This is a genomic window from Pseudarthrobacter sp. NPDC092439, assembly GCF_044754945.1.
Classification (GTDB): Bacteria; Actinomycetota; Actinomycetes; order Actinomycetales; family Micrococcaceae; genus Arthrobacter.
In genome coordinates this window covers 85,366-98,390 of the sequence record NZ_JBIVQB010000007.1, presented here as the reverse complement: position 1 = coordinate 98,390, position 13,025 = coordinate 85,366, and the positions used below count along the sequence as shown (strand labels likewise).

Annotated in this window: 12 protein-coding genes; 3 read left to right on the top strand and 9 right to left on the bottom strand. The window is 67.3% G+C overall.

Translation table 11 applies throughout. The annotated features are described in order from the left end of the window. Positions 1-7: 7 nt before the first annotated feature. The 8 genes from ACIQCM_RS14170 to ACIQCM_RS14135 all read right to left on the bottom strand — a co-directional run bounded on the left by ACIQCM_RS14170 (position 8) and on the right by ACIQCM_RS14135 (position 8,471). Entirely contained in the window at positions 8-1,237 is a 1,230-nt protein-coding gene (locus ACIQCM_RS14170) for a restriction endonuclease (protein WP_400608275.1), read from the bottom strand. Positions 1,238-1,265: 28 nt separating this feature from the next. After that, complete coding sequence (locus ACIQCM_RS14165; RefSeq protein WP_400608120.1) at positions 1,266-3,497, bottom strand: McrB family protein; 2,232 nt, start codon at positions 3,495-3,497, stop codon at positions 1,266-1,268. 67 nt (positions 3,498-3,564) lie between these two features. Next, complete coding sequence (locus ACIQCM_RS14160; RefSeq protein WP_400608122.1) at positions 3,565-3,798, bottom strand: hypothetical protein; 234 nt, start codon at positions 3,796-3,798, stop codon at positions 3,565-3,567. A 73-nt stretch (positions 3,799-3,871) separates the two neighbouring features. After that, positions 3,872-4,288 (bottom strand): acyl-CoA thioesterase, encoded by a 417-nt coding sequence (locus ACIQCM_RS14155; RefSeq protein WP_400608277.1) that lies wholly within the window; start codon positions 4,286-4,288, stop codon positions 3,872-3,874. Between the two features lie 323 nt (positions 4,289-4,611). Continuing rightward, positions 4,612-6,318 (bottom strand): thiamine pyrophosphate-binding protein, encoded by a 1,707-nt coding sequence (locus tag ACIQCM_RS14150; RefSeq protein WP_400608124.1) that lies wholly within the window; start codon positions 6,316-6,318, stop codon positions 4,612-4,614. A gap of 5 nt (positions 6,319-6,323) precedes the next feature. Then, positions 6,324-7,388 (bottom strand): agmatinase, encoded by a 1,065-nt coding sequence (speB, locus tag ACIQCM_RS14145; protein WP_400608127.1) that lies wholly within the window; start codon positions 7,386-7,388, stop codon positions 6,324-6,326. Between the two features lie 113 nt (positions 7,389-7,501). Further along, positions 7,502-8,077, bottom strand: coding sequence for a helix-turn-helix domain-containing protein (locus ACIQCM_RS14140; protein WP_400608129.1), 576 nt, complete (start codon positions 8,075-8,077; stop codon positions 7,502-7,504). Positions 8,078-8,249: 172 nt separating this feature from the next. Beyond that, positions 8,250-8,471 carry a hypothetical protein gene (locus ACIQCM_RS14135; protein ID WP_400608131.1) on the bottom strand — a complete coding sequence of 74 codons (222 nt, stop codon included), beginning with the start codon at positions 8,469-8,471 and terminating at the stop codon, positions 8,250-8,252. A 303-nt stretch (positions 8,472-8,774) separates the two neighbouring features. Here ACIQCM_RS14135 and ACIQCM_RS14130 point away from each other — a divergent pair, with 303 nt between their 5' ends. Continuing rightward, positions 8,775-9,911: a VIT1/CCC1 transporter family protein gene (locus tag ACIQCM_RS14130; RefSeq protein ID WP_400608279.1), complete on the top strand. Its 1,137-nt coding sequence runs from the start codon at positions 8,775-8,777 to the stop codon at positions 9,909-9,911. Between the two features lie 4 nt (positions 9,912-9,915). Next, on the top strand, positions 9,916-10,824 hold the full coding sequence (locus tag ACIQCM_RS14125) for a matrixin family metalloprotease (RefSeq protein ID WP_400608133.1): 909 nt from the start codon (positions 9,916-9,918) through the stop codon (positions 10,822-10,824). 27 nt (positions 10,825-10,851) lie between these two features. Here ACIQCM_RS14125 and ACIQCM_RS14120 read toward each other — a convergent pair whose 3' ends face one another. Then, positions 10,852-11,985 (bottom strand): LOG family protein, encoded by a 1,134-nt coding sequence (locus ACIQCM_RS14120; RefSeq protein WP_400608135.1) that lies wholly within the window; start codon positions 11,983-11,985, stop codon positions 10,852-10,854. A 294-nt stretch (positions 11,986-12,279) separates the two neighbouring features. On the opposite strand from ACIQCM_RS14120, the gene ACIQCM_RS14115 reads away from it, so the two are divergent. Beyond that, positions 12,280-13,020: a GntR family transcriptional regulator gene (locus ACIQCM_RS14115; RefSeq protein WP_400608137.1), complete on the top strand. Its 741-nt coding sequence runs from the start codon at positions 12,280-12,282 to the stop codon at positions 13,018-13,020. The last annotated feature ends 5 nt before the right edge of the window (positions 13,021-13,025 follow it).

Below are 13,025 nucleotides of genomic sequence, written 5' to 3'. Positions count from 1 at the left end.
CGTCCCCTCACAAGCCAACGTCAGCAGTATAACTGTCACCTGCCCCGCTGCTCCGTGCTTGCCGCACCACTTCGCCCCAGGATTGCTGCGCAAGGTCCGAAATGGCCGCCAGGATTTCCGACGGCGGCCGGGAAAGGTCCAGGGGAAACTCCACAATGTCAATGTCGGTATTGAGGATTCGGCGCAGTTTGACCTCCCCCGCACCGGCATACACCAGCCACGCTGTGGGCACCGCGAGGGCCGTGCAGTGCGCCAGCATCTGGTAATGGTCGGCCGTCAGGGAGGCGCCCGTGTCCGTGGCTGCTTTGTATTTGGCGTTGTACACAACCACCGGCCGACCACCCAGCAGGTGCACCACGTCCGGCCGCACCGAGAGCCGATCGGCGTCCCGCACGGCTTCGCTGAGCAGGGCGTTGTATTTAAGCCGCAGTTCTCCCGGGAACGCGGACATCGCCTCGCGGAGGGCCGCCCCTACGAAGTCCCGGAACACCTCCCCCATGTCCACAACAAAGGAAGCGGTCTGCTGTTTCCCCTCCCCTGACTCGGCAGAGGAATTTCGCAGGATGAGTTCGGCCAGGCGCAGAACCGGGTGGTAACGGAGGTTCATCCGGGTGGGTCTCCACGGCGGCAGTGGGGCGCCGGCGGGGAGGCGCGTGACGGCGTCGAGCTTTCCCTTGAGCTGGCGCAGCCTGCTCAGCACTTCCGGCCGGACCCGCGGCACCTGCCCCATGCGTTCCAGCGCTGCCCGGAGGATGCGGTTCTCCGCGATGTCCTCGGTGAATTCGTCGTACGACACTTCCAGCGGCACCAGCATCCCCGGGCGGCGGGAGATCTGGTCCGAAATCCGGATCCGTCCCTTCACGGTCCGGAGTGATTCGTCCACGGTCAGGTAACCCTGCAGCACGCCGCGGCCCAGCGCGCGCTCGGCCAGCTTGGCCAGCGATTCGGCCAGCGCCCCCCACAGGTCTTTCTCCTCCACCGCCGCCACGGTGTCGGGCCGGAAGCCCTGGTCGCCGGCATAGCTGAGGAGGAACAGCAGGCGGCTCAGGTCCAGCCGGTCCTTGGGCCGAACATCCAGCTGGACAGTGGGTGTGCGGACCGATCCCACCTTGCCCACCGGTTCGAGCCGGTACAGTCCCATCCCCATGGGCGAGGCCTTGGCCAGGCCGCTGGAGTTCAGAAAGGAGGCACTGGCCGGATCCAGCCGCTCCACGATTCCGCGGGAAAGTTCGTCCAGTACCAGGTGCCGGACCGTTCCACCGGGTTTAACCCGTTGCAAGGCGCCCCAGCAGCTGTTCCAGTCCGAATCGCTCCTCCAGCTGCGCCCGTGTCAGCTGGCCGTGATAGTGCTCCTCGAGCAGCGGCATGAGCTCGTACTTCCAGATCCGGCGCAGCCCGGCCGGGGTCTGGGCCGCCGGTTTCATGAAGTAGGACGGGCCGATCATCAGGTCCCGGTCCCACTCGTCGATGGCCGCGTTCAGGGCATCCAGCAGCAGCGCGGGCGTCAGGTCCAGCTTCCGTGCCTGAAGGAACCGGAGCAGTGATCCCTTCACTGGCTCCGTCTGCGGGTGAAGCTCGATAAAGGAGAAGCGGCGGCGGATCGCGGCATCCATCATGGCGATCGACCGGTCGGCCGTGTTCATGGTGCCGATGATGTACAGGTTGTCCGGCAGCGTGAACGGCTCGTTGGGGCTGTACTGCAGGTAGATCCGGTCGTCCCGGTACTCCAGAAGGAAGTACAGCTCGCCAAACACCTTTGCCAGGTTGGCCCGGTTCATCTCGTCGATGATCAGGAAGTACGGCTTGTTCTCGTTCCCCGGCTTGGCAGCTTCCTCGGCCAGGCGGCGCAGCGGCCCTGCCACGAGTTTGAAGGAAACCTGGCCTTCGTCCGTCTTGTCCGGCCGGTAGCCTTCGAAGAAGTCCTCGTAAGCGTAGGACGGGTGGAACTGCACCAGCTTTACCCGCTCATCCGTGGTGTCATTGGCGAGTTCCGCGGCAAGGTGCTTGGCCAGGTACGTCTTTCCGGTGCCGGGCGGGCCATAAAGGACCAGTTGCCGGTTTTCCTCCAGCAGGTCCGCGATCTCCTGGAGGGGCTCAAGCTCCATGTGCAGCGACGCGGCGAACTCAGGCGTCAGCGGGCGGAAACCTTCCTGCACCACCGGGATGAGGCCGGTGGCCTCCACGTCCTCGTCCGGTTCTGCCTCGGCTTCGGCCGGCACCAGGGCCTGCAGCGCCTGCACCACCCGGGTTACGTCCACCACGATGCCGGGCGTCGCCAACTGCCGCTGCACATGGCGGGGCAGGTCCGTGGTGGTGTGCCCTTCATCAAACCAGCGCACCTTCCGGCGCAGCCGCCGGTTGTCGTCGTTGTGCTCCGGCTCGCCGAGCACCACACCCAGCCGCACCGCACCCGAATGCTGGTACAGCACCAGGTCGCCGGGCTTCATCACGGTCAGGAAAGCGAAGACGGCGGTCTTGGTATCTTCGCGCTCCACATAACCCAGGTGCTTATAGTCCTCGTCCACAGAATGCTGCACCAGCCCGGCAGTAACGCCGGGGTCAAGCAGGCGGAGATGTTCGACGTCGAGGGTCACCTTCTCCTCGCCACGCCAGGCCGTGAGCAGTTCGGTGTTGTCACTGTGCGTGCGAAGCAGCCACGCCCGCCGCCCGGGGTCCCCCACCTTGCGCCACTGGCTCACCAGCTGCCGGGAATACCAGTCGATGCGCTGGCCGGCCTGCTCGTCCAGGTGCCGGCGGATCCGGTGGATGTCCGCGGTGATGTCTTCCTCGGCGTCGCCCTTGGCACCCCCGACCAGGGAGGCGAAGGCATCCCGGATCTCCTGGCGCTCCACGTCAGCCACCACGGGCTCGAAGTAGCTGGGCCAAGTAAGGAACTCGATGCTGCGGCGGATCGCCGGCTGGTCGTCCGGCGTAGCCGCGGCCAGACGGTGGAATGCGAGAGGGTCATGCAGCGCAGCGGCGATGGCCTGCGTGGGCTGCTGGTCCACGTGCTGCACGAACCGGCACAGCCACTTCAGGTGGTCCCAGATGGTCCAGTTGAACTCTGCCGTCCGGTCCCTGATGACGCCGTGGTCCGTCATGCCCTGGTACAGCTCCTCGGGCAGTTCCAGCGGCGGTTCGAGCCAGGACGCGGCCTCCGCCACCCGGGCCCGCTTGACCTTCAGGGACTTCACCTCGTGTGCCAGCGGAAGGGACTGCAGGAAGAGCAGCTCAACGGCCAACTGCTTGGCCTCGCGGGAGGCACCTTCGAGGTTGTGCCGGAGGTTGGTCATCATGGGAGCCTTGGGGTCCGGAGTGCCCCGCTCCAGCCGTTCCAGCAACTCCGCGGCGGCGTCCGCAGTCCAGGTCAGGGTCCGGCCGTCCAGCGCGGAGGGCTTGCCCAGCATCCCCGGGCCCAGCACAAACCATGCCGCGTCCTCAATCTCGCGTGAGATACCTGGGGCACGTGTCATGGCAGCAGTTGAGACGGGGGTCATGTTTCAAATTTACAGGGTCAAACTGGACAGCCGCTCAAAACCGCCGGCAGGAGCCCGGCAGCAGGCCTCAGACGTGCGGAACCGGCCGTTTGCGTCCCAGGACGAAGTAACCCATCGGGCCCACGAAGTTAATGAAGGATGCTGCCCGCCACGCAGCCTTGGGCCCATTGATCAGTTCGGCCGGCCGGCGCGAAATATCCCGCTGGGCCGCCAGCAGCAGCGAAACCTGCGCAATGCCCACCAGGATGAACCCGGCGCGCGCCGACGGCGACATTTCTTTCCAGGTCTTCTTCTGTGCCATGTCGGGACTCCTTCATTCTCGGGTGATGCCTATTGTCCGACACCAGGTGACTCCCGCACAGTGCCTTCCGCCTCTAATGGGTGAAGGGCGCCAGCCGTTCCTTCTGCTCCGGCGTGAGCCGCTGGACCCGGCCGGAGGCTTCATCCACGAAAGCCAGGTGGCTGCTGGCTTTGACGCATTCCTCACCCGTGACGGGATCCTTGATGAGGTAGTGGATGTCGAAGCTTGCCCCCTTCACGGCGCCGATCCACACCTCCACCACGGCGGGGATGTTGCGGTATTCCAGGGTGCGGACGTAGCGGATCTTGTGGTCCACCACCAGCGCCATGGTCCCCTGCGGGACGTCGTTGAACAGGGAGACCTGCGGTTCCACGCCGGGGAGTCCGGCGCCTCGCGGGGGCCCGAAGGCACCAATCCGTGCCTCTTCCAGCATGCGGACAATCTGCACGTTATTGATGTGACCATAGGCGTCCATGTCACCCCACCGCATGGGAACCAGCACCTCGATCCGCCGGGGACCGGAACTCAGCCGGGTCTTTGGGCCTACCCGCGCCTGCGCACCCGCCTGCGCACCGCCGTCGGGCAATTGGTAGCCGGTCTCCCCCAGGGGCCCGTCCTGCTTCACGCTGCTGCCGTTGTCCATGAGCAGAATCGTATCGGCTCGCGGATGGCGCCGGGCGCGGCGCAGATCCCGTCCCCATGTCGGCGGCCAGCGCAGCAATGGTGGCTCCTCAAATTCTTTGCCCTAAGCAACTACGGATGCAAAGGACCCCGGCTCCTTTTGGGAGCCGGGGTCCGCGGTGATGCTGCAGGTTAGTCGCCCAGATGGGTGGGGGCGAACATTTTCAGGAGCGTTTCAACCACGACGACGTTGGGTCCGTCTGCGGCGAATCCCGCCTTCAGCGCGTCCCCGACGTCCTCCGGCGCTACCCGGGTTGCCGGGACGCCGAACGATTCAGCAAGCTTGACGAAGTCCGGGCGAGCCAGCTCGGTGGCGGTAGCCTTGCCGAACGCACCCATCATGTACTCGCGCAGGATTCCGTAACCGCCGTCGTCCACGATCAGCCAGGTGACCGGAATGTTGTGCTGCCGGGCCGTTGCCAGTTCGGAAATGGAGTACATGGACGAACCGTCGCCGGAGACCGCCAGCACGCGGCCGGGCTTGCCCACGGTTTCCAGTCCGACGGCTGCGCCGATCGCCGCCGGGAACCCGAAGCCCAGGCCGCCCGCGCCCTGCGCCGAGTGGAATTCGCCCTCGCGGGCGTCCCAGCAGCTCCAGCCCCAGTAGGCGGCGATGGTCATGTCCCAGAAGGTCTGCATGTCCGCGGGAACGGCCTCGCGGATGTCCGCCATGAACTTCAGCTCCTTAGCGAGATCCTGCCCTTCAAGACGGCCGCGGACGCTCGCCAGCGAGTCCTTCACCAGCTGTTCCGGGGAAGCGCCGTGCCAGTCCGGCTGCGCGTTGCGGTCCCTCCGCAGCGCCTCATCGAGGGCATCGTCCAAGGCGGCGAGCGCCTGCCCGGCGTCGGCACGGATACCCAGGCCCGGCCGGTTGGACTCGAGGACCCGGGGCTCGGCGTCGATCTGGATGATTCGGCCGCGCGGCTCGAACGTGAAGTAGTTGGAGGTCACCTCGCCCAGGGACGAACCGATCACCATCAGGACGTCAGCGTCCTCCAGCAGGTCCGTCATGTAGCGGTCCTCGATCCAGGACTGCAGGGACAGTTCATGGTTCCACGGGAAAGCCCCGTTGCCGCCGGGCGTGCAGATCACCGGTGCCCGAAGCTTTTCGGCAATGGACAGCAGGGACTTTTCGCCCCGGCCACGGCGCGTGCCGCCGCCGGCGATGATGGCCGGCCGCTTGGCTGCCGATAGCCACTTCACGGCTTCGCGCACCAACTCCACCCGGGGCGGGTTGTCCGCGGCTTCCGCGAGCGCATCCTCCACCGGCGGCACCATGATGGGATCCAGCAGCACGTTCTGCGGTATTTCGATCCACACCGGGCCCTGCGGGGACGAGATGGCTTCCGTCCAGGCGTCCTGGATGGCGGAGGGAATGCCGGAGGCGTGCTGGATCAGCCGCTGGCTCTTGGTGACGTTGGCGGCGGAAGCCTTCTGGTCATCGAGCTGGTGGAGCATGCCCTTGCGCCGCGCGCCGAGCCCCTCCAGCGGGATTTGGCTGGCCACCACCACCATGGGCACCCCGGTGGCGTACGCTTCCTGCAGCCCGGCCAGGGATGTCAGCGCGCCCGGGCCGGTGGAGAGGAACAGCACGCCCACCTCGCCGGTGGCGCGGGAGTAGCCGTCGGCGGCGAAGGCGCTGTTGTTCTCAACCCGTGACGAGACGAACTGGAGATTCCCGCGGCCCATGGCGTCGAACAGGCCGAGCGCGTGCTGGCCGGGAATGCCGAAGACTGTCTTGGCACCCAGGGCTTCCAGGGTTTCGACGACGAGGTCCCCGCCGTTGCGGACATCGGTACCCTTCGTGGGGGCTGCAGTGCCGGGATCGAAATCGATCATAGTGACTACTCCTTGATTCCAGCGGCGAATCCGGCAGGCTGCCGGACTTCCTGGCCGAGGGCCTGGGCGGCGTACCCGTTGGCTGCCCCGAAACGGTCGCCTTCTACTGCGTTGTCGGCCATGAGCGTGACGAGTTCGTAGGCCACGTGGCTGGCTGCGACGCCGGTGATTTCCGCGTGGTCGTAGGCCGGTGCCACCTCCACCACGTCCGCGCCCACCAGGTTCATGCCGCGGAAGCCACGGATGATTTCCAGCAGTTCGCGGCTGGTGATGCCGCCGGCCTCGGGGGTTCCGGTGCCGGGTGCGTGGGCAGGATCCAGGACGTCGATGTCCACGGAGATGTACAGCGGACGGTTGCCGATGCGGTCCCGGACCTTGGCCACGGTTTCAAGGACGCCCTGGTAGTACACGTCCGCGGAGGTAACGATGCCGAATCCAAAGCGGTGGTCGTCATCGAGGTCCTTTTTGCCGTAAAGCGGGCCGCGGGTGCCGATGTGGCTGATGGCCTCCGTGTCCAGGATGCCTTCCTCCACCGCGCGGCGGAAAGGTGTGCCGTGGGTGTACTCGGCGCCGAAGTAGGTGTCCCAGGTGTCCAGGTGGGCGTCGAAGTGCAGCATGGCGACCGGTCCGCCCGCGCGCTCGGCGGCTGCGCGGAGCAGAGGCAGGGCGATGGTGTGGTCGCCGCCCAGGGTGACCAGCCTGCTGCCACCGGCCGTGAGATCCAGGGCGTTCTGCTGGATGGTCTCGATGGCTTCATTGATGTTGAACGGGTTGACGGCCATGTCCCCCGCGTCCGCCACCTGGACGTTCTCGAACGGACTGACATCCCAGGCCGGGTTGTAGGGCCGCAGAAGACGGCTGGCCTCGCGGACATGGTTGGCGCCAAAGCGGGCGCCGGGCCGGTAGGAGACGCCGGAGTCGAACGGGACACCCACAACGGTGACGTCCGCTTTGGCCACCTGGTCGAGGCGTGGCAGCCGGGCGTAGGTCGCTGCACCGGCATACCGGGGAATCCGTGATGAATCAATGGGGCCAAGGTTGCCGTTGGCTTCGATGCGGAGCTCTTCCACTGAAGGCCTCTCTGCGGAGTGGATGTGGTGTGATAGCCATCATACACCCTTGTTTTCCTCTGGGCACCAATTGTTTACCAAAACCCGTCCCGTCGGCTCTAACCGTGTCGGGTTTAGCGGCTGGCGGCGGGCACCAGAACCCAGAGCACCTCCACGGGCTGGCCCGTGGGGTTGATCCAGGTGTGCGGTTCCCGGCCCGGGAAGGTGACGGTATCGCCGGCACTGAGGTCGAATTCCTCGTTGGTGAGGATCAGCCGGAACTCGCCTTTGATCACGTGCAGCACGTCAACGTCGCAGTCCACGGCGTACAGCTCGGACTCGCCCCGGCCGTGCGGCTCGATGACCGCCTGGATGATCTGCACCCGCCGCTCGGAACGCGCGGTCAGCAGGCGCTCCACGATGCCGTGGCCGCCCAGCGAAATCCGCGGGCCGTGGTTGCGCTTGGTGAGATGGGTCTCAGGGGCGGCAAACAGTTCGCCGATGGAGATGGACAGCACCTGGCACAGTGTCACCAACGAGGCCACCGACGGCGAGGTCAGGTCGCGCTCCACCCGGCTAAGGAATCCCTTGGTCAGCCCGGTGGCGTCCGCAACCTGTTCAATGGTGAGCCGTTGCGACTGCCGGGCGGCGCGGATCCGGGAGCCGATGGCCACCGGAATATTGCTCGGCTCAACTGGCAGTGCCTTCATCTACGAACCTTTCATCGCCGGCTGACCGGGCCGCTCTGGAGCAATACTAATGGGCCGGCCGCCGCTGTGACGCGATCGTGGCGGACTCCCCCGCCGCGGCGGCTGGTTCATGACGCACGACGGCGGCACCTCCTTCCGCGCTCAGCGCAGGGAGGTGCCGCCGTCGTCCGTCCTATTCGGTCTCGCGCTCCCCGTCATCCAGCGGGACCACCCGGTCCTCGGCATCGACCACGACAGGCGGCGCCTGGACTACGGGTTCTTCCTCGTCCAGGAACTCGTCCTCGGTGTCCCACTCGTCCTGGTCGACCGGTGCGTCCTCGGCGTAGTCGTACGCCGGATCCGCTTCTACGGCGTCCAGGTGCGGCATGTCCGGGTGCTGTCCGGTGGTGCTCATCTTCCTACCTCCGATGGTTCGCCTGACGTGCTTTTTACGGTGGGGCGCGGACGCGCCACACTTTCATCTCAACACCGGGCCGCAGGCGGGTCAAGAGCGGCCGGCGGGGGCACCCGGACGCCCCGGCGCACCGTTCCAGGTTGAGGTTTACCGAAACCGCCCACGCAGGTTTACCGGCCAAAAATCCGCGGAAATCCGCAGTAAGCTGGCACTGCAACGGGGCCGAAACCATGCCCTTCCAGTCCAGGAGCTCCCGTGTCCAACCCTGCAGAACCGTTCCGCCCGGCAGATCCGGACCACTTCCTGGCCGGCGGACCCCGGGGCGTCCAAAGCCCGGGCGAAGACGCGGAAGCGCAGCGGCAGCCTTCCTCCGCGGATATCCGGCGCTGGCGCCAGTACCTTGCGGACGAACGCGCCGAAGCCGCCGTCTACCGCGACCTCGCACAGAGCCGCCATGGCGAAGAGCGGGCAATCCTGCTGGCATTGGCGGAGGCGGAAGGCCGGCACGAGGCGCACTGGCTGGCACTGCTCGGGCAGCACGCGGGAAAACCCCGCCGCGCCTCCGTCCGCAGCCGGCTGCTGGGCTTCCTGGCCCGGAATTTCGGCTCTGTGTTCGTCCTGGCGCTGGCCCAGCGCGCCGAGGGCCGCTCGCCCTATGCCAAGGATCCGAATGCCACCGACGCCATGGCGGCCGATGAGCAGATCCACGAGGAAGTGGTCCGCGGCCTTGCCACCCGGGGCAGGAACCGTCTGGCCGGAACCTTCCGGGCCGCCGTCTTTGGCGCCAACGACGGCCTGGTCAGCAACCTGTCCCTGGTGATGGGCATGGCCGCCTCCGGCGTGGCCAGCAGCGTGGTCCTGCTCAGCGGCATTGCGGGCCTCCTGGCCGGCGCCATGTCCATGGGCGCCGGCGAGTTCATCTCCGTCCGGTCCCAGCGGGAACTGCTGGCGGCCACCCGGCCGACGCAGATCACCCTGGCCGCCGCACCCAAGCTGGACCTGGAGCACAACGAACTGCTCCTGGTGTACCTTGCCCGCGGAATGACCCAGGAGGCGGCCCGGCACCGCGTGGCCGAACGCATGGGCCTCCTCTCCTGCGACTGCGACCCCAGCCTGTCGCTCCAGCCGGAACTTCCCGACTCCGGGGACCAGCACGAGGCCGTAGGAACCGCATGGGGGGCGGCGCTGTCCAGCTTTGGTTTCTTCGCCTCCGGCGCGATCATTCCGGTGCTCCCGTTCCTGTTCGGAATGACCGGAATGGCTGCGCTGGTGACGGCCGGGGTGCTGGTGGGCATTGCCCTGCTGGCAACGGGCGGCACGGTGGGTCTGCTCTCCGGCACTTCGCCGCTGACCCGCGGCCTGCGGCAGCTGGGCATCGGACTGGGCGCTGCCCTGGTCACCTACCTGCTGGGCCTGGCTTTCGGCACGGTTGTGGGCTAGGCGCTTGGAGCTTAACGAGACCCGGACACCGCGGCATGTCGATGCCAACGCGCGTAAGCGCAGTTCCGCCACGGCGGTACGGATCCTCCTGGCCGGACTCCTGTGTGCAGCAGCGGCCTTCGGCGGCGCCGCAGCCCTGGACGATCCCCGCATCCACGAACTCCTGGACATCAGGATCGGCACCGCACCAAGGGCCGTGGGGGTTGCCGGGAACGACGGCGCCCAGCCGGCCAGCGTGGCACCGGAAACGCCCCCGCCCGGTTTCGAGGAGGCTGACGAGCCCCTCTCCACCCCGGCCCGGCCGGCCGTCGCCAGCGATTCCTACCGCTTCCTGGCGGTCAACGGCGACGGCAGCCCCGTGGGCTACTCCCCCTGCCGGCCGCTTCATTATGTGGTCAACGCCGCACTGGCCCCGGCGGGTGCGGAACACCTCGTCCCGGACGCCATCAGCACCATCTCGGCCGCCACCGGCATCACGTTCGTCTACGACGGCACCACCGCCGAGCAGCCTTCCGCGCAGCGCCGCCCGTACCAGCCCGAAGCTTACGGCGAGCGCTGGGCACCCCTCCTGATTTCCTGGACCACCCCGGAAGCAGCCCCGCAGCTGAAGGGCAAGGTCATCGGCACCGGCGGCAGCACGCATTTCGGGTACGACGGCGGACCCAAGACTTTCGTGACCGGCGGCCTGGACCTCGACGCCCCGCAGATCGCCAACGAGCTGCAGCACCCGGACGGGCCGATGTACGCCACGGCGGTAATCCTCCACGAGTTGAGCCACGTGATGGGCCTTGACCATGTGGAGGACCACACCCAGCTGATGTACCCGGAGATCGGCCTGCCGGAAGGTCTCTCCGACGGCGACCTCAACGGGCTGTTCCAGCTCAGCAAGGTCCCCTGCCGCAAGGACCTCTAGCCGCAAGCCGGCCAGCTGCCCAGCTGCTCAGCTCCCCAGGACCTCCACGGCCTCCTCGACCGTGTCCACCAGGAAGATGCTCCCGGCCATGGCGCGCCCCTCCGCCAGGCTGCGGAGCATGGGCCACGCCGGGTACCGGTTTTCCCAGTGGTCCCGTCCCACCAGGACCATGGGCGTGACTTTTTCGCGGGCGCCGTAATAGTTTTCGCAGGCGTCCTGGAAGATTTCCTGGACGGTTCCGGCCGCGCCGGGCAGGAAGACGATGCCGCCGCGGCACAGCTCCAGCAGGATGGCCTCGCGGATGGCGTTGGCAAAGTACTTGGCGATGTGGCTGGCAAAGTAGTTGGGCGGCTCGTGCCCATAGAACCAGGTGGGGATCCCCAGCGACGGGGTGCCTGCCGGGTGGCGTTCGACGACGGCAGCCGCCGCGCGCGCCCACGCCGACACCGAGGGACGGAACCCCGGGACGGCGGCGAGGGTCTCCAGCGCGGCCTGGACGTCGCCGTCGGACGCCGCGCTGAGGTAGGCACCCAGGTTGGCCGCCTCCATGGCTCCCGGCCCGCCGCCGGTGGCCACGAGGCGCCCGGACTGTGCGAGGAGCTGGCCCAGCCTCGCCGCCTGGGCGAAGTCCGCGCTGCCGCGCTGCGCCGCGTGGCCGCCCATCACGCCCACTATCTGGAGGCCGGACCACTCGCCGGTTCCGGTCAGTTCATCCAGGGCATCGCCGATGGCGTGGTCGTGGAGGGCGGAGGCGAGAGTCGCGTCGACGCGGTGGCGCTGGCCCGGCCGAATGCTCCACTGGTAGATGCGCGCATCGGGCAACTCCTCATAGGGGGCGTCCGCCAGGCCGGCGTACAGTTCCTGCGGGCTGTAGAGGGCGGCGCGGTACGGGTTGAAGGGCACGCCGTCCAGGCGGGGAAAGATCAGGGCGCCGCGGCGGCGCAGGGAGTCCTCCATCCCGTCGTCGAACGTGCAGCCCAGGAAGATGGCGCCCTCAACCTGCAGCCGCTCCAGGTCCGCGGACCTGCCGCGGAGGTCCAGCGACTGCGCATGCCAGCCATGCATGTCCACGGACCCTGCCGCCACCATGCGGTCAAAGCTCGCCAGGTCCTCAACCTCAAGGCTGTGGGGGTGGGGGCCGAGGCTTCCCGAGAGGTTCATGGGCGCCGCCTTCTGCTGGTCATTTTCCCAGCGTAGGCCACCCGCCCACGTAACGCCGGGTCATATCCTGCGCTCCGGAGGCCCGGAACCGGGCAGCGTCTGGCCCTGCGTTGCGGTGAGGGAGCGGCCCCGGCCCCGGCGCAGACCAAGGCTCCCCTCATGCCCTTGACCGGCCGCGTCGGACTGCTACGATCTAGTACAAACATATGTCCTATCAAGAGAACATATGGCGGCAAAGCAGCCAGGTGCCCGACCGGGTCCAGCGGCAGCCGCAACCTAGAACAGGAAAAGAACGTGGCGAACAACCTGGGTCTCAGCATCGACCGCTCCTCCCCCGTACCCCTTTACCACCAGGTGGTGCAGGGTATCGAGGCGGCCATCTACAGCGGAGTACTGGAGCCGGGCAGCAGGCTGGACAACGAGATCGACCTTGCCGCCCAGCTGAACCTCTCCCGGCCCACCATGCGCAAGGCCATGGACGAGCTGGTACGGTCCGGACTGCTGGTCCGCAAGCGCGGTGTGGGCACGCAGGTAGTCTCCAGCCAGGTCCGCCGCCCGCTGGAACTGTCCAGCCTCTTTGACGACCTCACCAACAACGGCAAGAAGCCCACCACCGAGGTCCTCAGCTTCGCCCACGTGGAAGCGGACGAGGCCACCCTGGCCACCCTCCAGCTGCCCGCCGGCTCCAAGGTGTACCACTTCACCCGGCTCCGCAAGGTGGGCGGCACGCCGCTGGCGCTCATGGAGAACTGGGTGCGCGATGACATCGCAGAGATGGACGAGGCCATGCTGGTCGCCGAAGGGCTCTACTCCATCCTCCGCCGCGGCGGCGTCAACTTCCGCCTGGCCAACCAGCGGATCGGCGCCATGATCGCCAACGACTACCAGGCACCCCTCCTGGACGCAGCCCCGGGCTCCGCCCTGGTCACCATGGAACGCACGGCCGTGGACGACACCGGCCGGCGCGTGGAGACCGGCCACCACGTTTACCGCGCGGACTCCTACAGCTTTGAAATGACACTCGTACAGCGATAACGCAA